Here is a 25,614-nt window from a genome sequence, read left to right on the forward strand (position 1 = left end):
CCTCCCGGTACCCGCAGGCGATACGTCGAAGCCTGCCGGTACGAGGCCGCGACGGGGCCCCGGCCGGTGGCCCGGCGGTGCGGCGCGCGGCTCGACCGACGTGTCTCCGCTCCGCCCGCTCGATCGGATAGCGTCGTGCCATGCCCGACAGCGGTTACCCCTGGCCCATCGAGACGACCCGACTGGACAACGGCCTGCGCGTGGTGGTGAGCGAGGACCGCACCGCGCCGGCGGTCGCCGTGAACCTCTGGTACGACGTCGGCTCCCGGCACGAGCCGCAGGGCCAGACCGGGTTCGCCCACCTCTTCGAGCACCTGATGTTCGAGGGTTCGGTCAACGTGGCGAAGACCGAGCACATGAAGCTGGTGCAGGGCGCCGGTGGCTCGCTGAACGCCACCACCAACCCGGACCGCACCAACTACTTCGAGACGATGCCGGCCGAGCATCTGGAGCTGGCGCTCTGGCTGGAGGCCGACCGGATGGGCGGCCTGGTGCCGGCGCTGACCCAGGAGACGTTGGACAACCAACGTGACGTGGTGAAGAACGAGCGGCGGCAACGTTACGAGAACGTCCCGTACGGCGACGCGTGGCTGCGCCTGCTGCCGCTGCTCTACCCGCCGGGACACCCGTACCACCACGCGACGATCGGCTCGATGGAGGACCTGAACGCCGCGGACCTGGCCACCTTCCAGGCGTTCCACGCGACCTACTACGCGCCGAACAACGCCGTGCTCACCGTCGTCGGGGACGCCTCGGCCACCGAGGTCTTCGCGCTCGCCGACAAGTACTTCGGCGCGATCCCGGCCCGACCGGAGATCCCGCCGGCGCCGGACGGCTCGGTCGTTCCGGGGGGCCGCCCGGCGGTGGAGACGGTCACCGCCGACGTGCCGGCCCCACGGGTCTTCGTCGCGCACCGCACCCACCCCTTCGGCAGCGCCGGCTACCACGTGGTCACCGTGCTCGCCACGGTGCTGGGCAGCGGCCGGGGCAGCCGGCTCTACCAGCGGCTCGCCGACGGCGAACGGCTCGCGCAGCCGGACCTGGTCGGGGCGTACGGGGTGGACCTGGCGCACGCCCCGGCACCGCTGATCGTCACCGCCACGGCCCGTCCCGGGGTGAGTGCCGAGCGGCTGTCCGCCGGCCTGTCCGACGTGGTCGACGAACTGGCCACCGTGCCGGTGACCGCCGCCGAGCTGGACCGGGCCAAGGCGCTGCTCAGCACCGCGTGGTGGCGGCAACTGTCCACGGTGGACGGCCGGGCCGACCTCCTCGGGCGGTACGCCACCCAGTTCGGCGACCCGGCCCGGCTCGCCGACCAGTTGCCGGCGCTGCTCGCGGTGACCTCGGAGCAGATCGCCGAGGTGGCCGCCGAGGTGCTGACCGCCGCCGACCGGGTGACCCTGACCTACCTGCCCGAGGAGACCTCATGACGCTGATCGTCGACCGTCCCGGCCCGGGTCCCGCCCGCCCGTACCGGTTCCCGCAGGTGGTCCGCCGGACGGTGGCCGGCGGGCAGGTCGTCGCCGCGCACCTGCCGGGGCAGAACCTCGCCGTCGCCCTGCTGCTGCTCGACGCGGGCGCGGAACGCGAGCCGACCGGCAAGGAGGGGCTCGGCGCGGTGCTCGCCAAGGCACTGGAGGAGGGGACGGCGCAGCGGGACGCGACCGCGTACGCGCTGGCCATCGAGGCGCTCGGTACCGACCTGGTGATCGGGCTGGACTGGGACTCGTTCCAGGTCAGCGTCCAGGTCCCGGTGGACCGGCTGGCCGCCGCCGTGGAGCTGCTGGCCGAGGCCGTCCGGACGCCGAAGCTGGACCCGGACGACGTCCGGCGGGTCCGTGACGACGAGGCGACCGCGCTGCGGATGGACTGGGCGAACCCCGGCCCCCGGGCCGACGCGGCGCTGCGCGCCGACCTGTTCGGCGCGGACAACCGGTGGGGCCGCCCGATGTACGGCGACCCGGAGTCGGTGGCCGCCCTGGACGTCGAGGACGTCACCGTCTTCCACTCCGAGTGGTTCATCCGGCCCGGCACCCTCGTCGTCGCCGGCGACCTGGAGCGCGTCGACCTGGACGCGCTCGGCGCGGCGGCCTTCGCCGGCACCGGCGGCGGCCCGGTCGGGCGTGGCGCGCCGATCGCGGTGACGCCCCGCGACGGGCGGCGGATCATCCTGGTCGACCGGCCCGGGTCGGTGCAGTCCACGCTGCGACTGGGCCACCCGGCACCGCACCGGGCGCACCCCGACCACGTGCCGATGACGCTCGCCGGCACCGTGCTCGGCGGCGCGTTCACCTCCCGGCTGAACCACCTGATCCGGGAGGTGCGCGGCTACACGTACGGCATCCGGGGCGAGTTCGGCACGTCCCGCCGGTTCGGGCGGTTCGCGGTCAGCTCCGGCGTGCAGACCGCGGTCACCGCGCCAGCGCTGGTGGAGGCGGTCGGCGAGATCAGCCGTACCCAGGAGACCGGGGTGACCGAGGACGAGCTGGCGGTGGCCCGGTCCTGGCGGGCCGGCCAGCTCTCGGTGGAGTTGCAGAGCCCGCGGGCCATCGCCGCGGCGCTGACCACGCTCGTCGTCCACGACCTGCCGGACGACTACCACGCCCGGCTGCGGGAGTCGCTGCTCGCCGCCGACGTGGCGCAGGTGTCCGCGGCGGCGGCCGAACACCTCCACCCCGGCTCACTCACCCTCGTCGTGGAGGGCGACGCGGCGCTGATCCGCGACGAGCTGGCCGCCGCCGGGCTGGGCGAGATCGTCTGACCGACGCGGTGTGATTCCCGTCGCGGCACCGGCACGCCGACTTTGCGGTCCGGCGCGCCCGGCGGCGGGATTCTTACGCCGCGCGGCGTCCGACAGCGGTCTTTGTGTGCACCCGGGCCGCCCGGTCCGGCCGGCGCGTGCCCGGGTGCCACGGAAAGCGTTCACCGTTGTGACGCCCGGCTGGGTAGCCTCGCGGACATGAGGATCGGCATTGTGGGGGCCACCGGCCAGGTCGGTGGCGTGATGCGGCAGGTGCTGGCGGCACGCGAGTTCCCGGCGGAACAGCTTCGGTTGTTCGCCTCGGCGCGGTCGGCCGGGCGCACCCTGCCCTGGCGGGACGGCGAGGTCACCGTGGAGGACGCGGCCACCGCCGACTACTCCGGGCTGGACATCGTGCTCTTCTCCGCCGGCAAGGGCACCGCGAAGGAGCTGGCGCCCCGCGTCGCCGCCGCCGGCGCGGTGGTGATCGACAACTCCTCGGCGTTCCGGATGGACCCGGAGGTGCCGCTGGTGGTGGCCGAGGTCAACCCGCACGCCGCGCTGGCCCGGCCCCGGGGCATCATCGCCAACCCGAACTGCACCACGATGGCCGCGATGCCGGTGCTGCGCCCGCTGCACGACGAGGCGGAGCTGACCAGCCTCGTCGTCTCCACGTACCAGGCGGTCTCCGGTGCCGGCCTGGCCGGCGTGGCCGAGCTGGACGAGCAGGTCCGCAAGGTCGCCGAGGACGCCGCCGGCCTCGCCTTCGACGGCACGGCGGTGGCGTTCCCGGAGCCCCGGTCGTTCGCCCGGCCGATCGCGTTCAACGTGCTGCCGCTGGCCGGCTCGATCGTCGACGACGGCTCGGCGGAGACCGACGAGGAGCAGAAGCTCCGCAACGAGAGCCGCAAGATCCTGGAGATTCCGGGCCTGAAGGTCTCCGGCACGTGCGTCCGGGTGCCCGTCTTCACCGGTCACTCGCTCCAGATCAACGCCCGGTTCGCCCGGCCGATCACCCCGCAGCGGGCCCGTGAGCTGCTCGACGGCGCACCCGGCGTGGCGCTCAGCGACGTGCCCACCCCGCTCGAGGCGGCCGGCCAGGACCCGACGTACGTGGGACGGATCCGCGCCGACGAGACGGTGGAGCACGGCCTGGCGCTGTTCTGCTCCAACGACAACCTGCGCAAGGGCGCGGCGCTCAACGCCGTGCAGATCGCCGAGCTGGTCGCCGCCGAGCGCGCCTGATCCCGCCCCGGCCGCCGATCCGCCCGATGTCTTTCGGACCTCGGGCGGATCACGCGTCGCGCCGCCGCGCCGGCGGCACCCTGGCGTGATCGACGTCGTCGGGGTGAGATGGGGAGGCGACCCGACGACCCGACGGAGGAAACCGTGCCGGACGAGATCCCCGAGGCCCTGGCCGACCTGATCGCCGGTCGCTGGATGGGGGTGCTGGCCACCGTCAAGCGGGACGGCCGTCCGCAGCTGTCCACCGTGGTCTACTCCTTCGACCGGGAGCGGAGCCTGATCCGGGTGTCGGTCACCGACGGCCGGGCCAAGACCGCGAACCTGCGCCGCGACCCACGCGCCAGCTTCCACGTCAGCAGCGAGGACGGCTGGGCGTACGCGGTGGCGGAGGCGCGCGCCGAGCTGACCCCGGTGGCCGAACGGGCGGACGATCCGACGGTGGCGGAACTGGTCGGGCTCTACCGCGCGGTGCAGGGCGAACACCCCGACTGGGACGACTACCGGGCGGCGATGGTGGCGGAGCGACGCCTGGTGCTGCGCCTGCACGTCGAGCGGGTCTACGGCATGGCACCGCGCGGCTGATCCCGCATCCCGGTCACGTTAGCCGAGCCGTCCCCGCCGCAGGGGCCGGCGGACGGCGTTACCTGCTGCGGGGCGACGGGTAGACCGGGGTGCCGACACCGAGAGGGGAGCACCATGACAACGGTCGGAGAGTTCATGACGACCCGGTTGGTGACGATGGACGGCAACGACACGCTGACCGCCGCGGCCCAGGAGATGCGCGACAGCGCCATCGGCGACGTGGTGGTGACCGATGGCGACAGCGTGGTCGGCATCGTGACCGACCGGGACATCGCGGTCCGGGGCGTGGCGGAGAACATGGACCCGGCCACGACCGCGCTGAACCAGATCACCAGCAAGGACGTGATCACGGTCAGCCAGTACGACGACGCGGTCGCCGCCACGGACCTGATGCGCACCTACGCCGTACGGCGACTGCCGGTCGTCGACGACGGCCGTCTGGTGGGTCTGGTCTCGATGGGTGACCTGGCGGTGGAGCGCGAACCGCAGTCGGTGCTCGCCGACATCAGCGCCGACGAGCCGAACAACTGACCCGTCTGCCACGGACGCGCGCCGGCTCCCCGGTCCGGGGAGCCGGTTTCGCGTACCGGGTGGTCGTTCGCGCTGGTGGCGGGCCCTGCCTCACCCGATCCGGGCGAGGTTGACCGGCCGCCGGGCGGGGACCCCTCTCGGACGCCGGCACGCCGGGTTGCGACCGGGCGCGGCGGCGGGGACCGGACCGACGGGAGGAGAGGACCCGATGGTGGACGCGACCACGCGGTTCTTCGAGGATCTGGACCGGCGGGGCTTCGAGCCGCTGCTGGCGAAGTCCTTCGGGACGCTGCGCTTCGACCTGCACGAGGGGGCCCGGACGACGCACTGGACGATCAAGGTCGACCGGGGTCGGATCGACGTGAGCCAGGAGGACCTGGAGGCGGACACCGTGGTCGGCACGAGTCCCGACCTGTTCGAGGACATGGCCGCCGGCCGGGAGCAGGGTATCGCGGCCATCCTGCGCGGCGACATGACGGTCGCCGGCGATCCCCGGCTGCTGGTACAGGTGGAACGGCTCTTCCCCGGTCACCCGGACGCCCGGGGCCCGCGGCGGCGCTTCAGTCACGAGGAGGTCGTCTGATGGCGCAGAGCAACACGGTCCGGATCCTGGACGGCAACACGTTCGTCGTCTGCGAGGACACCGGCGACATCGAGGCGACGCCGAGCGAACCGACCGGGCTCTTCTCGATCGACACCCGGTTCCTGTCCACCTGGGTGCTGACGGTCAACGGGGAGCGCCTCAACTCGCTCTCCTACGACGACCTCCAGTACTACGAGTCGAGGTTCTTCCTGGTCCCGGGCATGGCGACGCACTACGTCGACGCCAAGCTGTCGATCATCCGGGAGCGGGCGGTGGGGGGTAGCTTCCGCGAGCAGATCACCATCCTCAACCACGACGAGAAGCCCGTCGAGCTGGAGATCAGGATGGCGGCGGCGTCGGACTTCGCGGACCTCTTCCAGGTCAAGGACGAGATCCTGAACAAGAAGGGCGAGATCTACACCGAGGTGGAGCCGGACAAGCTGCGGCTGGGCTACCGGCGGGGCAACTTCCGGCGGGAGACGATCATCTCCTGCTCCGAGGAGGCCCGCTTCGACAAGCACGGCTTCGCTTTCACCGTGCGGCTGGAGCCGAACGAGCAGTGGGACACCCAGGTCGACGTGCAGACCTTCGCGGTCGGTCCGGGCGGCCGGGACCTGCGGATGGGGCTGCGCGCGCACAGCACCGAGCGGCTCGCCCTCCAGCACGATCTGGAGGAGTGGATCGCCGCCGCACCCAAGGTCAACAGCCAACACGGCCGGGTCGCCGCGACCTACCGGCGGAGCCTGGTCGACCTGGCCGCGTTGCGGTTCTCGCCGCTGTCGCTGGGCGGCGCGACCCTGCCCGCGGCCGGCCTGCCGTGGTTCATGACGATGTTCGGCCGGGACAGCATCTTCACCTGCCTCCAGACGCTGCCGTTCACGCCCGACCTGTCGAAGACGACGCTGCGCATCCTGGCCGCCCTCCAAGGCACCCGCTTCGACGACTTCCGGGACGAGGATCCCGGCCGGATCCTGCACGAGATGCGCTACGGCGAGACGGCCGCGTTCGAGGAACAACCGCACTCGCCCTACTACGGGTCGGTGGACGCCACGCCGCTGTTCCTGGTGCTGCTCGACGAGTACGAGCGATGGAGCGGGGACGTCGCCCTGGTCAAGGAGTTGGAGCCGGAGTGTCGCCGGGCGCTGAAGTGGATCGACGACTACGCCGACCTGGTGGGCAACACCGGCTACATCTGGTACGAGCGGCGCAACACCGACACCGGCCTGGAGAACCAGTGCTGGAAGGACTCCTGGGACTCCATCTCCTACCGCGACGGCACGTTGCCTCCGTTTCCCCGGGCCACCTGCGAGGTGCAGGGGTACGCGTACGACGCGAAGACGCGCGCGGCGCGGATGGCCCGGGAGTTCTGGGGCGACCCCGGCTTCGCCGACCAGTTGGAGCGGGAGGCGGCGCAGCTCAAGGAACGGTTCAACCGGGACTGGTGGGTCGCCGACGGCGAGTACTACGCCCTCGCGCTCGACCCGGAGGGCCGGCAGTGCGACGTGCTCAGCTCCAACGTCGGTCACCTGTTGTGGAGCGGCATCGTGGACGACGAGCGGGCCGAGAAGATCGCCGAACATCTGGTGGGGGACCGGCTCTTCTCCGGCTGGGGTGTCCGGACCCTGGCCGAGGGGGAGATCCGCTACAACCCGATCGGCTACCACAACGGTGCGATCTGGCCGTTCGAGAACTCGTTCATCGCCTGGGGCCTGCGCCGGTACGGCTTCGCCGAGGAGGCGGCCATGATCGCCAACGGCATCCTGGACGCCGCCACCTACTTCGACGGGCGGCTGCCGGAGGCGTTCGGTGGGTACCAGCGGGAGCTGACCAAGTTCCCGGTGGAGTATCCGACCGCGTGCAGCCCGCAGGCCTGGTCCACCGGCGCTCCGCTGCTGCTGCTGCGGACCATGCTGGGTCTGGAGCCGCACGAGGGACACCTCGCGGTGGAACCGCGGCTGCCGATCGGGATGGGCCGCATCGAGGTGCTGGACATCCCGGGCCGGTGGGGCCGGGTCGACGCGTTCGCCCGCGGCCGACTCGACCTGCACAACCTCGCCGACTGAACCCCACCGCCCCGTCGCGAGCCGGGTCGACCCGGATCGACGCGCGACGGGTCGGGCGGGGGCGCGGGATTGACCTTGTCCTAGGCTCACCCGGCGTGTCACACCCGGCAACCCCATGATCGACATGGTGTGGGCGGGGTGGGCTCGGCCTACGGTGGCGTAACTTACCCGGGGTAAAGTTGGCGGATGCCGGAACTCGTGTATCCGCCCGTGATCGCCGCCGCCAAGACGATGTTCCGGGTCCTCGACCTGAAGATCACCGTGGAGGGGGCGCACCACGTGCCCCGCAGCGGTGGTGCGGTGATGGCGAGCAACCACGTGAGCTACCTCGACTTCATCTTCTGCGGACTGGCCGCGCAGCCGTCCAGGCGCCTGGTCCGGTTCATGGCCAAGCAGTCGGTGTTCACGCACAAGGTTTCCGGGCCGCTGATGCGCGGCATGCACCACATTCCGGTGGACCGCCGGGCCGGCGCCGGCTCGTACGCCACCGCGGTCAGCGCCCTGCGCCGGGGCGAGGTGATCGGCGTCTTCCCGGAGGCGACGATCAGCCGGTCGTTCCAGGTCAAGGAGTTGAAGAGCGGCGCGACCCGGATGGCTCGGGAGGCCGGCGTGCCGGTGCTCCCGGTGGCGCTCTGGGGCGGGCAGCGGCTGTGGACCAAGGCCCGCCCGCGCACCCTGACCCACCGGCACGTCCCGATCACCATCATCGTCGGCGAACCGATGGACCCGACGGCGTACGCGGACGCGAACGACATGACCACCGACCTCAAGGTCCGGCTGACCGCACTGGTCGAGCGGGCCCAGAAGGAGTACCCGGAGTCGCCGGCCGGCCCGGACGACGCCTGGTGGCTGCCGCGGAGCCTGGGCGGCACCGCGCCGACCCTGGAGGAGGCCGCCGAGCTGGAGGTCCGCCGCCGCGCCGCCGCCAAGGACCCCTGGGCCTGACCCCACCCCCACCCCCACCCCCACCCCCGCGATCTTGCATCTTCTGTCGCGGCGTAAAGGATGAAAGCCGCAATCAGGCGACCCAAAGTGCAAGATCGCGGGAGGGGGAGGGGTGGGGAGGGGTGGGGTGGGGAGGGGCGCGGGGGTGGCTGGATCGGTCCGGGGTGAGGCGGGATGGTGTCTGCCTCTTGGGCTACCGGCTTGCCAGGATCGAGAGCATGAGCAACGCGGCACTCGTCGTCATCGACGTCCAGGAGTCCTTCCGGCAGCGCCCGATCTGGGCGTACGCCTCGAACCCCGACATCGTCCGGCAGGTCCGACGGCTGGTCGCGAACGCGCGCGAGCGCGGTGACCTGGTCGTCTGGGTCCTGCACGCCGAACCGGGAACCGGCGATGTCTTCGACCCGGTCAACGGCCACGTCCGCCTGATCGACGGGCTCGTCCCGGTACCCGGGGAGCCGACCCTGGTGAAGACCTCGCACAACGCCTTCACCACCACCAACCTCCAGCAGCTGCTCACCCAGGCCGGGGTGGGCGCGGTGACGGTCTGCGGCATCCGTACCGAGCAGTGCGTCGAGACCACCGCCCGGATCGGCAGCGACCTCGGCTACGCGATGACGTTCGTGACCGACGCGACCGTGACCTTCCCGACCCCGCACCGGGACCTGCCGGCCTCCGCGACGCTGGCCGAGATCCTCGCCGACCCGCGCACCCTGCCGGTGGGGGAGATGATCGCCCGCACCGAGTACGCCCTCGCCGGCCGCTTCGCCACCGTCCGCACGGTCGCCGAGGTCACCGCCGCCACCGACATCGCGGAAGCCGCCGCGGAGCCCGCCGCCACCGGAACCGCGAGCGCCACCGGCGCGACGACGTACGCCGGCGTGCGAGGCTGACCGTCATGGCCCGGGTCGTCTTCCTGCTGGTGCCGCAGGTGCACCTGCTCGATCTCGCCGGCCCGGCCCAGGTCTTCTCCACGGCCGCCGACCTCGGCTACGACTACCGGTTGCACTACGTCGCCGACCGCGAGGTGGTGCCGACGGTGCAGGGTGTGCCGCTGGTGGCGGACCTCCGGTGGCCCGAGCTGACCCGGGACGACCTCGTCGTCGTACCCGGATGGCGGGTCGCCGCGCACGGCCCGGCGGGGCCGGTCGGCCCGGCGGACCTGCGGCGGCTGGCCGAGCACCACGCGGCGGGCGGGACCGTCGCCAGTGTGTGCGCCGGGGCGTACGCCCTCGGCAGCGCCGGCCTGCTGGACGGCCGGCGCTGCACCACCCACCACGAGGTGCAGGACGGGCTGGCACGCCGGCATCCGGCGGCGCTGCTGGTCCGGGACGTGCTCTACGTGGTCGACGACCGGGTGGTCACCTCCGCCGGCATCGCCAGCGGCATCGACGTGGCGCTGCACCTGGTGGCCACCCGGCACGGACCGGCGGCGGCGGCGCGGATCGCCCGCACCCTGGTGGTGTACGCGCGGCGCAACGGCCACGAGCCGCAGGCCAGCGCGTTGATGCGGCACCGGTCGCACCTGTCCGACGTGGTGCACCGGGTGCAGGACGTGATCGACGGCCGGTACGCGGAGCCGCTGCCGCTGGCCGAGCTGGCCGCCGCCGGCGGGGTGGCCGAGCGGACGCTGACCCGGCTGTTCCGGCAGACCACCGGCCTCACCCCGCTCGGCTACCAGCAGCGGCTGCGGGTGGAGCGTGCCGAACACCTGATCGGGCACGGGGCGACCGTGGAGTCGGCCGCCCGTACCGTCGGCTTCACCGATGCCCGGATGCTGCGTCGGCTGCGGGCCCGGGCCACGCCCGGTCGGGGCGGTGCGGCCGGTAGTAGTCGTCCCGGGAGTGAAACTCCACCGGTAGCGACCCGGGCAGGGTGATCCGGCCGGCCCTCGCGGGGGGCGCCGGACGGACCCGCAGTGCCAGCACGTCCCGTTCCGGCGGGGACAGGTCCACCAGGTCCGGGTGCAGGAGCCGGAACTCGGCCACCGCCCGGCGTACCCGTTCGGCCAGCTCGACGATCTCGGCGACCGGGCCGGCCAGCGCGAGCGCCGGCTGCCGGATGGTGCGCAGCGCGTCGCAGACGACGAGCAGCCGCGCGGTGCCGCCCGGGTCGGCCGGCAGCACCTCCAGCCGGGACGGCCACTGCCAGCGGATCTGGCCGCTGACCAGGCCGGGCATCCGGACCCCACGGCGGTGCCGGGCATCGCCGGCCACCCCGACCACGGACATCTGCGAGCCGGCGCCGACGTAGGCCACCCGCCGGTCGGTGACCGTCACCGCCACCGGGTCGGGCAGGCCCCAGCACCGCCACCCCTCGGTGGGATCGAGCAGGTAACCCTCGGCGTGCAGCCGGTGCCGGTGGAGCACCCGCTCACCCGGGTCGAGGGCCAGTTCGTGTCGCCGGTCGAGCACCGGCCCGACGTCGTCGTCCGGCGCGTCGAACCGGTGCGGTGCGATGAAGAAGGGGGACGCGTCATCGTGCATCGTCACGACCTCCCGGTGTGCGCGCATCTCCGGGGCCCGCCGGAAGCCACCCCCGCCGGGGCTCAGCCCCGTGCGTCCCGACCGCCCCTTACCCCGTCGAGCCTCACCCACCCGGGCCCGACTGTCATGACGCCCGTTAGGGGGTCGGCCGGTCGTACGAGGCGTGTGACCGGTAGGTGCCGATCTCCTCCGGCCGGACGAGGCCGTCCTCGATCGCGCGGGCGAGCAGCGCCGCCTTGGTCGCGGCCGGCCGCCCGGCCCGGGTGTACTTGATCCGGGCCCGGTCGACGTACTGCTTGACGGTGTGCTCGCTGATCCGCATCCGCCGGGCCACCGACGCCTTCGACATCGACTGGAACCACAGCAGCAGCGCCTCCCGCTCCTTGTCGGACAGCGCGGGCCGGTCCGGGCGGGGATCACCGACGATGGCACCGGCCAGGGCCGGCGGCACGTACGGGCGGTCGCTCGCGGCGGCCAGCACGGTCGCCACGCAGTGCTCGCGCCCCTCGTGCTTGGCGAGGAACGCGACCGCCCCGGCGTCCAGCGCGGCGAGCATCGTCGCCGGGTCGGTGTGCTCGGAGTAGACCACCACCCGTCGGCCGGTGGCGCTGAGTTCGGCCAGCTTGTCCAGCACCATCCGGCCGTGCAGGCGCAGGTCGAGCAGGACGACGTCGGCGTGCGGAGCGGACCGCAGCACCTCGTCCGGGTCGTCGCCGGTGGCCACCACGGTCAGCCGGGGCTCGACGGCGAGCCAGGCGCGCACCCCGTCGACGACCACCGGGTGGTCGTCGACGATCGCCACGCCGATCGGCCGTTCGTCGGTCACCGTCGCCACCGTGTCTGCGTCCATCGGATCTCCCCGTCCCGCTCCTGGAGGTGCTCCACCCGTGGGTCCCCGCCGTCGTCCGGCGACCCGTCGTCGGGCCCGTCGGGGTCGTCGCCGGTGTCCGGTACGACTAGGCTGACCACCACCTCGTCCGGGCCGGCCACGACGGTCAACCGGGCCCGGTCCCGGGCGTCGGCCAGGGTCGCGGTGAGCGGGTCGGCCAGCGCCCGCCGTACCGCCACCGGCAGCGGTGGGGGCGTGCCGATCGTCACCAGGTCGATCGGCACGCCCCGGCGCTCGGCGACGTCGGCGGCGGCCCGCAGCTCGTGCAGCAGCGGGTCGGGCACGTCGTCGGACTCGGCGATCAGGCGGCGCAGCCGGGCGGCGGCCAGCACGCACCGCCGGCGGACCGTGGGGTCGGCCGGATCGGCCCGCCCGTCGGCCAGCTCCGCGAGCACCTCGTCGGCGGTGTGGCTGACCCGGGCCAGCTGGGCGCGCCGCGCGTGCCGGGCCCGTTCGGCGGCGTCGCGCTCGGTGACCAGCGCGTTGGTGGCCGCCGCGGTGTCCGCCCGGCTCCGGGCCAGCGCGGCGATCGCGGCGCTGCCGGCGAAGACCGCCACCGGCAGGGACGAGGTGCCGTAGACGTACATCGTGTAGCGGGCCAGGTCGGCCGGCGTGGTCGCGCCGTGACCGAGCACCGCCAGCAGCGCGATCACCGAGTGCGCGGCGAGCAGCACCAGCAGGCCGGCGACCCGCCGCCCCCACAGCACCAGCACGAAGAACCAGCCGAGCGTGCCCCACACCCAGTTCGCCGCGGTGAAGAGCTGCCGCTCGCCGGCCGCCGCGAACACCAGCCCGTCGACCACCAGCAGCAGCACGGCCAGCGGCCAGGCGGGCAGCGGCCGGCCGCGCAGCAGCCGCACCCCGGCGGTCACCCCGGTCGCCGCCACCAGCAGCCAGCAGACCAGCACGAGCGTCGGCGCGGTCAGGTCCGGCCAGGCCGCCAGCACCGCGGGCAGGCCGATCGCCGTGTGCCAGGCCAGCGCGATGACCACCGCGACGACCCGGGCGCCCCGGTCGGAGGCGCTGGCCACGGCCGCCGCGGCGTCCGCGTCGGCCGTGCCGCCGCCGGGCGTACGCGGTGGCGGCACCCGGGTCGGGCCGGTGGGCTGCCCGGCCGGCGCGCTCGTCGTCTCAGTCGACACCGGGCCACTCCAGCCGGATCCGGGTGCCGCCGCCGGGGCGGGACGTCACGTGGGCCCGCCCGCCGACGCTCGCCATCCGGCCGCGTACCGACTCGCGCAGCCCGTACCGGTGGGCGGGGACGGCGGTCGGGTCGAAGCCGGGGCCGTCGTCGGCGACCTCGACCACGACGGTGCCGGCGACCCGGTCCAGGCGCAGCGAGGCGGTCGCGCCCGGCGCGTGCCGGGCCACGTTGGACAGCGCCGCGTGGGTGCTCTCCGCGATCGCCTCGGCCACCGGCGCCGGCACCGCGCACGACGTCAGCTCGGCGGTGACCGGCAGGTCGGGCAGCCGGACCAGGGCCGCCCGGATCCGCTCGTCCAGCGGCGTCGGCCGCTGGGGGAGGGACCGGGCCTCGGCCAGCGCGCCCAGCGTCCGCAGGTCGGCGGCGCACCGCTCGCGCAGCCCGGCCGACGGGCCGGCGACCGCGCCCAGCCCGACCATGGTCAGGGTGGCCAGGACGGTGTCGTGCAGGTCCCGGTTCTGCTGCCGTTCGACCTCGCGGGCGGTCCGCGCGGCCAGCGTCTCCCGGGCGAGTCGCTGCTGTGCCACGAACGCCCGGTCGGCCCGGCCGATCCGGCGGCGCATCACCCCGGTCATCAGCGCGGTGCAGGCGACCTGCACCAGCAGTGTCGCCGCGTGCGCGGTCGCCTCACCGGGCACCCCGGCGGTGTGCGTGCCCGCCGCGTACGCGCCGGTGACCAGCAGCCCGGCCGGCACCGACCAGCGCGCCGGAGCGGTGGCCTGCGTGTTGATCACCGTGGTGCTGGCCAGGACGGCGATCCAGCTGCCCTCGCCGGGCAACACCTCGGGCGCCACCAGCACCGGCACCGCCAGGCAGGTGGCGGTGGTCAGGACGACGTCCCCGACCACCAGCGGGCCGGAGATGCCGTGCCGGAGGGCGCGCGCCGCGTACCAGCACGCCCAGACGGTGAGCACCGCCACGGCCGGTACCAGCAGCGCGGTCGTCACCGGTGGCGTCCGCACCGACAGGGCTACCACCGCGGCGACCAGTCCACAGGAGAGCCGCAGCAGCGCGGGCAGGGTGGTGAAGATGAGGGTGAAGGCGCTGCCCGCCGGGTTGTCCAGCGCGGCGGGCAGCGGAGTGGGGGCAGGAACTGCCGGCATCGGAAAGAGACGTCCTTAGGGCGACACGACCCGATCCGGGTCCGCATGGCGGATCGACGTCGGAGAATAACACGTCCGGTACCGGAAGATCACGCACGGTGCGCACGCTGTCGCCGATCCGTCAGCCGTGGACCGGTGCGCGACGATGGGGTCATGCTGACCTCTCCGCGCGCGCTCCTGCTCGACTTCGGCGGTGTCCTCGCCGACGCCCCTACCCCCTCGGCCGCGCCGCCGCCGCTGGTGGAACACCTGTCCCGGCTGGTGGGCGACGCGGTGCCGGTGGACCGGATCGTCGGGGACCTGCCGAGGGCGCCCGCGCGTACGGCCTGTGGCGCGACGACGTCGGGCGGACCGCCGACCCGGTCGAGCTGGGTCACGCCCGGGTGTGGGCCGACTTCGTGACCGGGTCCTGGCCGCCGGCGGCGCGGGCCGCCGTCGAGCGGGAGGCGACCCCGCTGGCGTACGCGTGGACGTGGCGCCCGGAGTGGACGGTGCGGCCCGGCGTACCGGCGGCGTTGCGGGCGGCGGCCGACGCCGGCCTGCCGATGGCGGTGGCCAGCAACACGTTCTGCGGGGCCGCGCACCGCGACTTCCTCGCCGCCGCCGGCCTCGGTGAGTTGTTCGCCGCGCAGATCTACAGCGACGAGGCCGGGGTGCGCAAGCCGAACCCGGAGCTGTTGCTGCGCGCCGCGCGGTCGGTCGACGTGCCGGTCGGACAGTGCTGGTTCGTCGGGGACAGCGTGCACCGGGACGTGGCCTGCGCCCGGCGGGCCGGTGCCGGCGGGATGGTGCTGATGCGGTCGCCCCGTACCGACCGGGAACCCGCCCACCCGGAGCTGGCCCCCGACGTCGTCGTCGAGGACGGTCACGGGCTGCTCGTGCTGCTGCGTCAGGCCGGGATCTGAACCTCCGCCGCGTCGTCCATCGTGGCGATCCGCCGCACCGGGGAGGCGACCAGCCACAGCGCGGCCAGCGCCCCGCCCAGTCCGGCGACGACCAGCGTGGGCCGCAGGCCGAGGACCGTGCCGAGCGCGCCGCCGACCAGCGCGCCGACCGGGCGTACGCCGTAGTTGAGCGCGCTGTACGCCCCCGCCCGCCGCCCGCGCGCGTGGTCCGGGGTGATCCGGGCCAGGAGCGCGTTGAGGTTGACGTCCATCAGCATCACGCCGACGCCACTGAGGACCGTGACGCCGGCGAGCAGCGCGACCTTGGCCCAGGTGGGACCGGTGGCCAGCGCCGCCAGGGCGGTCGGCGCCGGGAACAGGACGGCGCCCACGATCGCGGTACGACCCAGGCCGAGCACCCGGGACACCCGGGGTGCCAGCGCCGCGCCACCCAGCGCGCCGACGGCGCCGATGCCGAGGGCCAGACCGATCGCCCCCGGTGACAGGTCCAGGTCCCGGCTGGCGTAGAGGACCAGCAGCGCGCTGGCCATCATGGTGAAGAAGTTGACGGTGCCGGTGCAGCCCAGGCAGGCGCGCAGCACCGGGTGCCGCAGCACCATCCGCAGGCCGTCGCGGACCAGGGCGAGGGTGGACGCCCGGCTCGGCGGCGGCGGTGCCTCGGTGACCCGGATCCGGCCGACGAGCAGCGCGGACACCAGGAACGACACCGCGTCGAGCAGGATCGCCACCGGTGCGGTCAGCGCCTGCACGAGGGTGCCGCCGACGGCCGGCCCGGCGACCGACGAGCCGGCCCGGCTGATGCTGAGCCGGCTGGTCGCCTCCAGGTACGCCGAGGGTGGCACGAGCGCCACGAAGAACGCCTGGTGCGCCATGCCGGCCAGCACCGCGCCGGCACCGGTGAGCAGCGCGACCAGGTAGAGCTGGGTCAGGGTGACCGCGTCCAGCAGGTACGCCACCGGAAGGCTGAGCAGCACCGCCGCCCGCGCCAGGTCGGCGACGACGAGCAGCCGGCGCTTGTGGGTACGCCGGTCCACCCACGCCCCGACCACCATGCCGAGCAGGTACGGCGTCCAGATCAGCGCGTTCAGCACGCTCATCTGACCGGGCGTCGCGGCCAGCAGGGTGACCGCGATCAGCGGCAGGGCCAGCTCGGTCACCCGGTCCCCGACCTGGGTGACCGTCTCGGCGAGCCAGAACCGCCGGAACCGCCGGTTCCCCCGCAGCCCGCCGGCCGGCGCGGTGGTGGGCTGCGCGGTCGCGGCGGTCATCGCGGGCTGCCCTCGGTGCGTCCGTCGGCGGTGCCAGCCTCGTCGTCGGCGGTGCCGGTCTCGTCGTCGGCCTCCGGCATGGAGTAGCGGAGGATCCGGACGCCACGGGCGCCGGCCGGCGCGTCGGACTCGGGTCGCCGGACGTACCGGGCGAGGACCTCCTCGATCGCGTCCTCGATCTCGTGCAGCTCCTCGGCGGTCACCCGGATCCGGGTGTTCGCCGTCCGCGCCACCCGCCGCCACCGGGTGTCCAGCCGAGGCTCCTCGTCGGTCAGCCACCGCAGCGGCAGCTCGGCGTAGCGGGCGACGATCTCCCCGCCCAACTGCCGCGCGGCGGCCTGTCCCTCGGGGTCGTCCGGCAGGTTGAAGCGAAACCCCCGGGCCGCCGCCTGCCACCAGCGCTCCCGCTTGCTGGTGGCCCCGTCCCAGTCCTTGACCAGGCCGAACGACGCCAGGTGGCGCAGGTGCCAGCTCACCACCGAGGGGGTGGCCCCGACGTGCGGCGAGAGCTGGGTCGCGGTGGCCGGTCCGTGCCGCTGGAGGTGCTCCAGGGCGGCCAGCCGGACCGGATGCGCCAGGGCGCGCAACGCCTGCGGGTCGGTGATCTCGAAGTCCCCGTACCGGTTAGTGAGAGACATGTTTCGAAAGTACCCTCTCAGATGTCGCCTGTCACCCCGGTCGCTCCGCGACGCCCGTCGAGGGTGACGGCTCAGCGGTACGGCGTCCGGCGTGTCGAGTGGCCACAGCGTCACCGATCGGGCGGGTGCGGGTTTCTCGGTTGTGCGGGTGAGCGCGTGGCGGTTGTCTGGGGGCATGTGGAATCAGCCTGGCCGGGTCGACTCCTACTTCGTGTGCGGCACACCGCGAACCGGAAGTTCGCTGCTGCTCGGACTGCTGGAGTCGACCGGGGTGGCCGGGCATCCGCAGGCGTACTTCCGCTCGCCCGACGAGTCGCTCTGGGCGGACCGCTGGCGACTGCCCCGCACCCCCGACGGCGGCTTCTCCTACGCCGACTTCGTCCGGGCGGCCCTGGCCACCGGTCGTACGCCCAACGGGGTGTTCGGCGCGAAGCTGATGTGGGGGACGCTGGACGAGCTGGTGGCGAAGCTCGCCCCGGTTTACCCGGGCCTGCGCGGCGACGACGTCGGGTTGCTGGAGCGGACGTTCGGGCACAGCCGCTTCGTCTTCCTGCGCCGGGACGACGTCCTGGCGCAGGCGGTGTCCTGGCTGCGGGCCGAGCAGACCGGCCGGTGGTTCGTCGGCGGCAACGGCGAGATCAGCGGCGACGCCGTTGGTGGGAACGAGCCCCACTTCGACCTCGACGGCATCCGCGGCTTCGTCGCGACGATCCGGGAGCACAACGCCGCCTGGGAGGCGTGGTTCGCCGCGTGCGGGATCCGCCCGCACCGGGTGCGCTACGAGGATCTGGACCGCGACATGACCCAGACCGTGCGCGACATCCTGGGCCACCTCGGACTCGACGTGCCGGCGGGCGGCGTCCCGGTCGTCGCCCGGCACCGGCGGCAGGCCGACGACCTCAACGCGCGGTGGATCGCCCGCTACCGGGCCGGCTGCGACACGTGACCGGACGCGGCGGTCATCCGGACCTCCGGCGACGCCGCACCGCCACGGCCACCGCTCCGGCGGCGACGACGGTCAGCAGCGCGCCGACCGGGATCCACCAGCGCGTCGGCGACGACACGGGAGCGGTCGCGGCGGCACCCGTGGGGTCCGCCGTCAGGGCCCGGATCCCGGCGCACAGGCCGGTCGCGCCGTCGGAGGAGTGCACCCGGTACCGGGCGCCGGTGCGGAAGGCGTACCCGCAGGTGTCCTCGTCGGGGCGCACGGCCAGCCGGAGCGTCGCCCCCGATCCGGGGTCGCCCTTCTCGACCGACTCCACCGCGAGCCGGACCGCCCGGTCCGTCACACCGGTGACCGTGCCGACGACGATGAGGTCGGCCCGCTCGTCCTCCTGAGCCGGCGTCAGGGCCACGCACGAGCAGGCCCACGCGGGCCGCGCGGGCGAGGCGAACACCACCAGGCCGAGACCCAGCGCGGCCAGGACGGCCAGGACGGCAGCGCGCAGCTTCATGCCCACATCGACGTACGCGCCGATCCCGCGGTTCCCTACCGTCATGGTGCCGACGGGGCGTGGAACCACTCCCGGGACGACGCCGGCACCAGCAACAGTCCCACGAAGACCGCCGAGACGACGAACTGGAACAGCCCCGACGCGTCGACGCCGAAGTGCGGCACGACGGCGTAGACGGCGCTGGCGGTCGCGGAGACGCTTGCCCAGAAGCGAGCCCGGCCACTGCCCCGCCACAGGCCGTAGGCCAGGCCGAGCACCAGGAGCGCCGTCATCGAGCCGATGATCCTGGACGAACCGCTCGACGCCATCGCGCTGACCAGGACCGCGACCGCCACGAGCGCAGTGGTCAGGGCGACGGCCACGATCGGCAACGGCGGACGTCGGCGGGGCTGCTCGATCATCGCCACATGGTAGGGGCCGGCGCTGCCCTTTGGGGGAGGGCGACAGTGGGGGATTGCCCTCGGGTCACCTGCCGATGCAGTAGACCCAGTAGCGCTGTCCACACTGCCTGGTGTGAACCCCGAGGTATCGGGTCGTCTGCCTGATGGTGGGCGGCCCGTCCGCTGCCCGGCTACTCCTTGCCGGCCACGTACACGCCTCGCCCCGGCTGCCCCACGACCAGGTCACGATCGTGCCCCGTCAGGGCGGCGTGGATCCCGTCGCCCTGACGGTCCACCGTGGCCTGACCGCCGGGAGCGCTCATGAACCGGATCCGCTATGACGACTACCTAATAGCCACCGCGCTGACGCTGGCCCGCCGGCACCGACCGGTCTGGAGTTGGAAGCGCTGGCGCAGGGTTTGCCGCTGCGGCGGGGAAATGCCCTGCCGAGCCCGCCACCGTATTCCGATCAACCGTGGGCACTGGCCCGGCGGTGAGTCGTGATCAAGGTCTGCCAAGCGCCGTTCCTGGTCGAGGTGGCCTGGTTCGCGATCGGTGACCACCACGTGAAACCCTGCCACCGCTGTCCCCCGGACGGCTGGTGCCCGCGCTACGCGGCAGCGCATGCCCGGCTGCTGGCTTGGCGGCTGGCCGGCGATCCCCGATGAGCACGCAGCTACCGAAGGCCGGCGACCTGGTGCACGTGACCCGCGCGGCCAGCGTGCAGTTCATCAAGCCGATCATGTGCCGAGTCATCCGGGTGCTCGACTGGGGTTACCTACGACCGGTGGTGCCGGCTCGATGTGTACCAACTGGATGCCAAGGGTGACGCGGTCACCCGCCGGTCGATCTTCGTGCAGCCGGCTGGGCTACAGATACAGCGTCCCGCGCCCACGCCCCGCAGGCCGACGCGGTCGGCTGCCATCCCGAACGTGCGTCAAGATCGCCGCCCCGCCGGGGTGCCGGCCACCCCGCAGCGCCCTGCGACGCAGGCTCGGCGTCCGGCTGACCACGGGTGAGGTGGTGGGGGAGGTGGGTCCGATGCTGGTCGAAGATCAGAGGCTAGGGGTGTTTCTCCTGCCAGATATAGGCGCGCCCGGCAGGATTCGAACCTGCGGCCTTGGGATTAGAAGTTGAATCCCGGCTGTGTTTCTCAATAATTGACAGTCCGTAGGGGTGCCTATCTATGCAGCTAGGCACCCCTACGGCGGTTAGTTAGTACGTCTCAGTGTTGACTGGTTCGCAGTCGTCCGGGCTCACGGCGGGCTCACAGTGCTGCTGGATCCGCCCTGTGGTCAGCGTCAGAAAACGTCCTGACTGACGCTGGCGTAGACGTTGACGCCGTTCACATAGACGTATCCGTAGTTGCGGTAGCGCTGGCCTGATCGCTTCGGGGTTGAAATGTTCGGGTGGCGGCCTACGTAGCAGGTCTGATTGCCGCTGTCGGCTACGAACTTGCCAGCCTTGATGTCGAGCAGCTTGTAGTTGACATAGCAACTGTTGCCGAGGCTGCCCCGACTGTTGACGTAGAGGTCCCCGAAGACGGTGACGCCGTTGTCCGAGGCGCAGACACCAACGTTCCAGCCGTTCTGCGTTGAAGTGACGCACCCTCCCCCCGCAAATACGGAGTTGTCGTCTGGTGAAGCCTGCGCCCCCGCTGGCGCGGCGGCCAGCATCACCGCTGTAGCGGTCAGCGTCGCCAGGGCTGTCGAACGAAGTCGACGGAGCTCGAACTTACCCATGAGTCCTCCCGTGGATGGGTGTCGATGCGCTACCGACCGTAGACGTGGTAGTTGCACGGCGCAACCCCCGTCCGTCGGGGCTCAGGACGGTGAGAGTAAGTGGTGCGCCTTCGGAGTCGTCACCTAAGGCACTGCGACGAGTCGTCAGCGAATCGGTTCGCGGCGCTCATTTACGTGGGTTCAGACGAGAACACCGAACGTTGAAAAGGTAACCCTCAGCCAAATAGTGAATGAGTTCCATGCGCCTGTTGCCAACGCGACTCCAACAGCAATTAGGAGCAGCCCACCAGCTTTGGATACTACCCCATTGTATTTACGGACAAGCCGGAACAGTCCGAGAAGGCGGCGGAAGAAGATAGCGAAGAGTAGGAAAGGGATGCCGATGCCCGCGCAGTATGCTGTGGCGAGCAGCGCTGCCCGTTGTTCGGTGCCATTTACGATCGCAAGCTGCATGACCGCTCCGAGCGTTGGGCCGACGCAGGGGGTCCAGGAAAGCGCGAAGACCACGCCGACAATCGGTGCTGCCCATACGCCCATAGGCGGTAGCTTGCTGATCCGCCACTCAGCCTGAAGCTGCGGAATGATTCCCATATAGACGATGCCTAGGCCCGCCACGAGCACGCCGCCGATGATCTCTATTGTTCGTTGGTGGTTGAAGAGTGTCCTGCCGATTTGGGCGCCCATGACAAGCGTCGTTACGAAGACGAGCGAAAACCCTGAAATGAAGAGGAGGGAGCCGGCGACTACACGGCCTCGGTGTTGCTGTTCCAGTTCGCGTCCGGTTAGTCCGGTGACGTAAGCCACGTAGCCGGGGACCAGGGGCAGCACGCAGGGCGAGAGGAAGCCGGCTAGCCCCGCGAGCAGTGACACGAGGATTGCGAGGGGAAATGACCCCGAAAGGGCTACGTCGCCGAATTTATCGCCCACTCTGATCCTCGCAGTCGCGTTGCTCGTGCCCGCTCGCCGGTCCGATGTCGTCCAGCATGCTAGCTCGTGTCTCGGCACACGCGGCGGCCAAAGTCACGCGGCCTACCTGGGCGGGGAGGGTGGAAAGAGAAGGCCCCTACCGAACTGAGGGCTCGGCGGGGGCCTTCGGGTGGACGTGGCTCAGCGCTGCTTCGCAAAGTTGACGAACGCTTGCCAAACGTTCGGGTTGAACTGGAGCGTGCCGCCGTCCCGGTCCTTGGTGTCGCGCACGAGCACGACGCCGGTCAGGTTGTCGGCCACCTCTACGCACGACCCGCCGTTGGTTCCGGAGCGAGTCGACTTGTGCCACCTGGCACCGGTCATGTCCATGTCTGCGCCGCTTCCTTGATCAGTTTGAGTGACTGCCTGCGCGAGAGGGCTTCACCCCTGATGGCCTCCCACACGCGCTGGAGAGTAGCAAGGTCATCGGCCAAGTTGACTACCTGTGCTCGGACCTGGTGATCGAGATGAGCGATCACTGAGCCGTCGCCCAGCGTGGCCAGGATGAAGCCTCCTTGCAAGCCAGGGTAGACCCCGGCGTCCTCCGTCACCACGAGTATCTGCGCGTGCGGCAGCTCGGCCATCTTGGCGAGATGTTCTAGCTGCTCCGGCATGACGCCGGGGTGGTCGTGGAGTGACCTTCGTAGCACCATCACGTCGAGTACGGCGACCAGCGGCACTGGTTCTTCTCGGGTGAGGATCGACTGTCGATCGAGCCGGGACGCTACGCGCTGGTCGATCTCGTCGGGCAACAGCAGACCGCCGCTGGTGAGAGTGGCGCGGGCGTACGCCTCGGTCTGAAGGATGCCCGGCACGAAGGCGGGTTCGTACCAGCGCAGCAGGGTTGCCTCGCGCTCGAACTCGATCCACTCTCGCAACCAGGCTGGCGTGTGGTCGAGCTTCGACAGCTCGCGCAGCATGCGGGCGAATCGTCCGCCGGTCTTGTACGCCTCGTCGACCGCGTTCATGTAGTCGCGCGTCGGCGGGCGTCCGCCGGTCTCCACGGAGCTGACGTGTGAGCCGGAGTAACCGATGACCCTGCCGAAGTCGTCCTGGCTGAGTTCCTGGGCCGCCCGGAACAGCCGCAGTTCTTCGCGTACGTAATCGGTGGCGGTCCCCATCGAATCCCCAATCTCTGCCCAGTTCCGTCGGCGGGTCTTTCGTGCCTGCCCGTGCCTGCCCAATTCGGCTCCTGAGCTGGCACAACAGTGGCGAGCACGTATCGAAGACCAACGTGTCCTCAGCAGACTGTCACACATCGGTGCCGCTCCTATCCAGAGAGGGACGGGGTGGTTCTTGATCGGGGCCGTTCCGTTCCCCCGTGCGGGGCGGCCCCTCGGACAAATCGAGGAGGGTGACGTGCGTCTGATGCGACGGCTGCGGAGGAAGGCCAAGGTGCCCGTGCCCCCCGTGCCTGAGCCTGTAGCGCGGCAAGGGGAGGCGCGCTGCCTTCCGTCGTGGTACTCGGAGCGCACGGAGCCGTTCTTGGTGTGGGGGCGTGCCGGCAACTTGACGCCGGGCCAGGCGTCGCGTTCATCGGTGCCGAGAGGGCCAGCGTGTACCGCTGCGGAGTTCGCGCCGGCCTCGCTCCGTTCTCGTCGTCTCGGCGGTGGTCAACGGTGACCGCTTCTCCTGTGGCTGCGTCCGTTGCCCCTGCCGGGTTCGATGTGGTGACACCGGAGGAACTCGCGGCGGCTCGTCGGGTTCTCGGGCTCAAGTTGGCCGCGACGCGCAAGGCCATGGGTGTCACTCAGGTCCGGCTCGCGGTCACGGTGCAATGGTCACGGAGCACGATCGCCAATGTAGAGACAGCGCGGCAGTCGGCTCCCCGGGAGTTCTGGATCGCGTCTGACGTCGCCCTGGGTACGGGCGGGCTGCTGGTCGCGGAGTGGACGCGTACGGAGGCACTGTCGCGTCGGCTTCGGCATCAGGCAGCGGTGGAGACGATCCGGCGACATCTGGACCAGTCGCCGCCGGTGTGCGTGTGCCTTGTCCTACAACGGCTGCTCCGTGATCCCGTCGCGTCGATGTACCTCGGTGTTCCGCCCGCTTCGCCTGTCCAAGCGAGCGGTGACGGCCATGGACGATGAGGACGCTGACCTGATCCGGCCTCGGCATCGCCCGCACCGATCGCGCCGCTTCCCCGGCGGTCGGCCGTGTGCCTGTCCGGCGTGCCGCACGAAGCGGAAGTCGGATCGCCCCTCTCCCGATCCTGCGGCGTGGCCTACCGGCGCGGCTTCGATTGTCCCCGATCTGCCGCCGGATGCGCTGCGGCCCGTGGATGGGCCGACGCAGATCGATTGGACTCGCGCGGCCGAGGTGGTGACCCGAGGCCAGCTCGGCCGCGCGCAAGGAATAGCGCGAGTGGAAGGAGTCAATTCCTGTAGCACGTCTGCTCATGGCACCAACTCGTCAGCTCTTGCACCGAAGGAGACACGGCACCATGACCGACACGATCACTGGTAACCCGACCATCGAGGCGTACTCCGGCCCGCTGGACCTGTCCCGCCCGCACTTCGTGGGCGTCGGCGGGAGCGCGATGTCCGGCCTGGCCCGGCTGCTGGCCGAGCTGGGCCACCAGGTCAGCGGCAGCGACCTGCACGACTCGGTCACCCTCGCCGGCTTGCGCACGGCCGGCGTGCGGGTGCAGGTAGGCCACGACGCGGCGCACATCGAGGGCGCGTCGTGCGTCGTCTACACCACTGTTGCGCAGAACGCGCCGGAGGTCCGCGCGGCCCGCATGGCCGGCATCCCCGTGGTGCACCGCGCGCAGGTCCTGGACAAGCTGGCCGCCGGGCGGCGGCTCGTGGCGGTGTCCGGGTCGCACGGCAAGTCCACCACGGCGGGCATGCTCGCCCACATCCTGCGCACCCTCGGGAAGGACCCGACGTACCTGATCGGGGCCGACCTGACCGGGCCGGGCTCAGGCGCCCACCTCGGCGCGTCGCGGCTGCTGGTCGCGGAGGCCGACGAGTCGGACCGCTCATTCCACTTCCTCACCCCGGCGATCGCGGTCATCACCAACGTCACCGACGACCACCCGGAGAACTTCGCCAGCCACGCCGACGTGATGCGCGCCTACGTCGGGTTCGGCGCGCGGATCGCGCCGTGCGGGTTCCTGGTCGTCAACGCCGACTGTGTGGGCGCGAGGGTGGCCGCCGACGTGATCGCGGCCGAGCGGCCCGATGTGACGGTGCTGCGCTACGGCCGGGATCGGGCGGCGGACGTGCGGCTCCTGGACATCAACCACGAGGGGTGGAGCGCGTCCGCGACGGTGCGGATGCCCAACGGCACCGAGGTCGGGCTGACCCTGCCGACCCCGGCCGCGCACCACATGGACAACGCGGCGGCGGCCGTGACGTGCGCGGTGGCCCTCGGACTCGATCCCGCCGACGTGGCCGGCGCGGCGTGCACCTTCGCCGGGGTGCGCCGCCGGTTCGAGCACATCGACACCCGAGCCGGGGTGACGGTGATCGACTCTTACGCCGACCACCCGAACGAGATCGCCGCCGACCTGGACGCCGCGCGCACCGTGGCGCGGGGGCGGGTGTTCGTGGTGTTCCAGCCGTCTGGACACGCCCGTGTCCTGGCCTTCGGCGGACGAATCGGTGGGGTCTTGGCGGACAAGGCCGATCACGTCCTGCTCCTGGACGTGCACGGCACGGTGCCGGCCGGTCGGCCCCATGCGGACGCCACCGCGATCATGACCCGGCTGCGCGACGGTGACTACTGCCTGCCGCTCGGACCCGACCACGCCGCGCGGGTCATCGCGCGGATGGCCGGCCGTGGTGACGTGGTGGTGACGATGGGCACCGGTGATGTCGCTGGCTACGGTGCGGCGATCCTGGACGCCCTGAGCAGCCGAAGCGAGGTCGCGCTGTCCGCGTGAC

26 protein-coding genes and 2 pseudogenes are annotated in these 25,614 nt (G+C 72.1%); 15 read left to right on the forward strand and 13 right to left on the reverse strand.

Annotation, left to right across the window (positions count from 1 at the left end; genetic code table 11):
- Nucleotides 1–140 precede the first annotated feature (140 nt).
- From D7223_RS23260 to D7223_RS23305, 10 genes are all read left to right on the forward strand, one after another.
- Nucleotides 141–1,430: a M16 family metallopeptidase gene (locus tag D7223_RS23260; protein WP_120730559.1), complete on the forward strand. Its 1,290-nt coding sequence runs from the start codon at nt 141–143 to the stop codon at nt 1,428–1,430.
- Nucleotides 1,427–2,761, forward strand: coding sequence for a M16 family metallopeptidase (locus tag D7223_RS23265; RefSeq protein ID WP_120730560.1), 1,335 nt, complete (start codon nt 1,427–1,429; stop codon nt 2,759–2,761). Before D7223_RS23260 ends, D7223_RS23265 begins: the two co-directional genes overlap by 4 nt.
- A 198-nt stretch (nt 2,762–2,959) precedes the next feature.
- On the forward strand, nt 2,960–3,985 hold the full coding sequence (locus D7223_RS23270) for an aspartate-semialdehyde dehydrogenase (protein WP_120730561.1): 1,026 nt from the start codon (nt 2,960–2,962) through the stop codon (nt 3,983–3,985).
- A gap of 108 nt (nt 3,986–4,093) precedes the next feature.
- Nucleotides 4,094–4,567: a PPOX class F420-dependent oxidoreductase gene (locus tag D7223_RS23275; RefSeq protein WP_120730562.1), complete on the forward strand. Its 474-nt coding sequence runs from the start codon at nt 4,094–4,096 to the stop codon at nt 4,565–4,567.
- 114 nt (nt 4,568–4,681) lie between these two features.
- Nucleotides 4,682–5,098, forward strand: coding sequence for a CBS domain-containing protein (locus tag D7223_RS23280; RefSeq protein ID WP_120730563.1), 417 nt, complete (start codon nt 4,682–4,684; stop codon nt 5,096–5,098).
- A 208-nt stretch (nt 5,099–5,306) separates the two neighbouring features.
- Nucleotides 5,307–5,681 (forward strand): SCP2 sterol-binding domain-containing protein, encoded by a 375-nt coding sequence (locus tag D7223_RS23285; protein ID WP_120730564.1) that lies wholly within the window; start codon nt 5,307–5,309, stop codon nt 5,679–5,681.
- Nucleotides 5,681–7,744: an amylo-alpha-1,6-glucosidase gene (locus D7223_RS23290; protein WP_120730565.1), complete on the forward strand. Its 2,064-nt coding sequence runs from the start codon at nt 5,681–5,683 to the stop codon at nt 7,742–7,744. Before D7223_RS23285 ends, D7223_RS23290 begins: the two co-directional genes overlap by 1 nt.
- A 186-nt stretch (nt 7,745–7,930) precedes the next feature.
- Nucleotides 7,931–8,689, forward strand: a complete 759-nt coding sequence (locus D7223_RS23295) for a lysophospholipid acyltransferase family protein (RefSeq protein ID WP_120730566.1) — start codon at nt 7,931–7,933, stop codon at nt 8,687–8,689.
- Between the two features lie 218 nt (nt 8,690–8,907).
- Nucleotides 8,908–9,582, forward strand: a complete 675-nt coding sequence (locus D7223_RS23300; RefSeq protein WP_120730567.1) for a cysteine hydrolase family protein — start codon at nt 8,908–8,910, stop codon at nt 9,580–9,582.
- Nucleotides 9,583–9,587: 5 nt separating this feature from the next.
- Nucleotides 9,588–10,568: a GlxA family transcriptional regulator gene (locus D7223_RS23305; RefSeq protein WP_120730568.1), complete on the forward strand. Its 981-nt coding sequence runs from the start codon at nt 9,588–9,590 to the stop codon at nt 10,566–10,568.
- On the opposite strand, the gene D7223_RS23310 is transcribed toward D7223_RS23305, so the two are convergent.
- The 4 genes from D7223_RS23310 to D7223_RS23325 form a co-directional block, all read right to left on the reverse strand.
- On the reverse strand, nt 10,450–11,175 hold the full coding sequence (locus D7223_RS23310) for a hypothetical protein (RefSeq protein WP_120730653.1): 726 nt from the start codon (nt 11,173–11,175) through the stop codon (nt 10,450–10,452). The genes D7223_RS23305 and D7223_RS23310 overlap by 119 nt on opposite strands.
- A gap of 136 nt (nt 11,176–11,311) precedes the next feature.
- The gene (locus tag D7223_RS23315) at nt 11,312–12,025 is read right to left on the reverse strand and encodes a response regulator transcription factor (RefSeq protein ID WP_120730569.1); all 714 of its coding nucleotides are present in this window, start codon (nt 12,023–12,025) and stop codon (nt 11,312–11,314) included.
- Nucleotides 11,998–13,152 (reverse strand): hypothetical protein, encoded by a 1,155-nt coding sequence (locus D7223_RS23320; RefSeq protein ID WP_120730654.1) that lies wholly within the window; start codon nt 13,150–13,152, stop codon nt 11,998–12,000. Before D7223_RS23320 ends, D7223_RS23315 begins: the two co-directional genes overlap by 28 nt.
- Before the next feature lie 43 nt (nt 13,153–13,195).
- Nucleotides 13,196–14,371: a sensor histidine kinase gene (locus tag D7223_RS23325; protein ID WP_120730570.1), complete on the reverse strand. Its 1,176-nt coding sequence runs from the start codon at nt 14,369–14,371 to the stop codon at nt 13,196–13,198.
- Nucleotides 14,372–14,524: 153 nt separating this feature from the next.
- Here D7223_RS23325 and D7223_RS23330 point away from each other — a divergent pair.
- Nucleotides 14,525–15,276, forward strand: a pseudogene (locus D7223_RS23330) (HAD family hydrolase).
- Here D7223_RS23330 and D7223_RS23335 read toward each other — a convergent pair.
- Both D7223_RS23335 and D7223_RS23340 read right to left on the reverse strand, forming a co-directional pair.
- Nucleotides 15,261–16,544 (reverse strand): MFS transporter, encoded by a 1,284-nt coding sequence (locus D7223_RS23335; protein WP_120730571.1) that lies wholly within the window; start codon nt 16,542–16,544, stop codon nt 15,261–15,263. The pseudogene D7223_RS23330 and the gene D7223_RS23335 sit on opposite strands and share 16 nt — an antisense overlap.
- Nucleotides 16,541–17,182, reverse strand: a complete 642-nt coding sequence (locus tag D7223_RS23340; protein ID WP_120730572.1) for an ArsR/SmtB family transcription factor — start codon at nt 17,180–17,182, stop codon at nt 16,541–16,543. The genes D7223_RS23335 and D7223_RS23340 overlap by 4 nt, the downstream gene beginning before the upstream one ends.
- Before the next feature lie 175 nt (nt 17,183–17,357).
- Here D7223_RS23340 and D7223_RS23345 point away from each other — a divergent pair, with 175 nt between their 5' ends.
- Nucleotides 17,358–18,128, forward strand: a complete 771-nt coding sequence (locus tag D7223_RS23345) for a Stf0 family sulfotransferase (protein WP_120730573.1) — start codon at nt 17,358–17,360, stop codon at nt 18,126–18,128.
- A 13-nt stretch (nt 18,129–18,141) separates the two neighbouring features.
- On the opposite strand, the gene D7223_RS23350 is transcribed toward D7223_RS23345, so the two are convergent.
- The 3 genes from D7223_RS23350 to D7223_RS34015 form a co-directional block, all read right to left on the reverse strand.
- Nucleotides 18,142–18,636, reverse strand: coding sequence for a hypothetical protein (locus D7223_RS23350; protein WP_120730574.1), 495 nt, complete (start codon nt 18,634–18,636; stop codon nt 18,142–18,144).
- 41 nt (nt 18,637–18,677) lie between these two features.
- Nucleotides 18,678–19,037 carry a hypothetical protein gene (locus D7223_RS23355; RefSeq protein WP_120730575.1) on the reverse strand — a complete coding sequence of 120 codons (360 nt, stop codon included), beginning with the start codon at nt 19,035–19,037 and terminating at the stop codon, nt 18,678–18,680.
- Nucleotides 19,038–19,207: 170 nt separating this feature from the next.
- The gene (locus D7223_RS34015; protein WP_272948750.1) at nt 19,208–19,339 is read right to left on the reverse strand and encodes a hypothetical protein; all 132 of its coding nucleotides are present in this window, start codon (nt 19,337–19,339) and stop codon (nt 19,208–19,210) included.
- A gap of 341 nt (nt 19,340–19,680) precedes the next feature.
- Here D7223_RS34015 and D7223_RS23365 point away from each other — a divergent pair.
- A pseudogene (locus tag D7223_RS23365) lies at nt 19,681–20,035 on the forward strand (hypothetical protein).
- Nucleotides 20,036–20,317: 282 nt separating this feature from the next.
- Here D7223_RS23365 and D7223_RS32565 read toward each other — a convergent pair.
- The 4 genes from D7223_RS32565 to D7223_RS23380 form a co-directional block, all read right to left on the reverse strand.
- Complete coding sequence (locus D7223_RS32565) at nt 20,318–20,758, reverse strand: hypothetical protein (RefSeq protein ID WP_147252694.1); 441 nt, start codon at nt 20,756–20,758, stop codon at nt 20,318–20,320.
- 180 nt (nt 20,759–20,938) lie between these two features.
- Entirely contained in the window at nt 20,939–21,685 is a 747-nt protein-coding gene (locus D7223_RS23370; RefSeq protein WP_120730577.1) for a cytochrome c biogenesis CcdA family protein, read from the reverse strand.
- Nucleotides 21,686–21,865: 180 nt separating this feature from the next.
- On the reverse strand, nt 21,866–22,048 hold the full coding sequence (locus D7223_RS23375; RefSeq protein ID WP_120730655.1) for a DUF397 domain-containing protein: 183 nt from the start codon (nt 22,046–22,048) through the stop codon (nt 21,866–21,868).
- Nucleotides 22,045–22,845, reverse strand: a complete 801-nt coding sequence (locus tag D7223_RS23380; protein WP_120730578.1) for a helix-turn-helix domain-containing protein — start codon at nt 22,843–22,845, stop codon at nt 22,045–22,047. Before D7223_RS23380 ends, D7223_RS23375 begins: the two co-directional genes overlap by 4 nt.
- A 549-nt stretch (nt 22,846–23,394) precedes the next feature.
- Between D7223_RS23380 and D7223_RS34335 the strand changes: the two genes are divergently transcribed.
- Together D7223_RS34335 and murC are read left to right on the forward strand one after the other, a co-directional pair.
- Nucleotides 23,395–23,814, forward strand: a complete 420-nt coding sequence (locus D7223_RS34335) for a helix-turn-helix domain-containing protein (protein ID WP_420330342.1) — start codon at nt 23,395–23,397, stop codon at nt 23,812–23,814.
- Nucleotides 23,815–24,167: 353 nt separating this feature from the next.
- Nucleotides 24,168–25,613 (forward strand): UDP-N-acetylmuramate--L-alanine ligase, encoded by a 1,446-nt coding sequence (gene murC / locus D7223_RS23390; protein WP_120730580.1) that lies wholly within the window; start codon nt 24,168–24,170, stop codon nt 25,611–25,613.
- The last annotated feature ends 1 nt before the right edge of the window (nt 25,614 follow it).

Origin of the sequence: Micromonospora endolithica (assembly GCF_003626595.1) — a bacterium.
GTDB classification, from domain to species: Bacteria; Actinomycetota; Actinomycetes; order Mycobacteriales; family Micromonosporaceae; genus Micromonospora; species Micromonospora endolithica.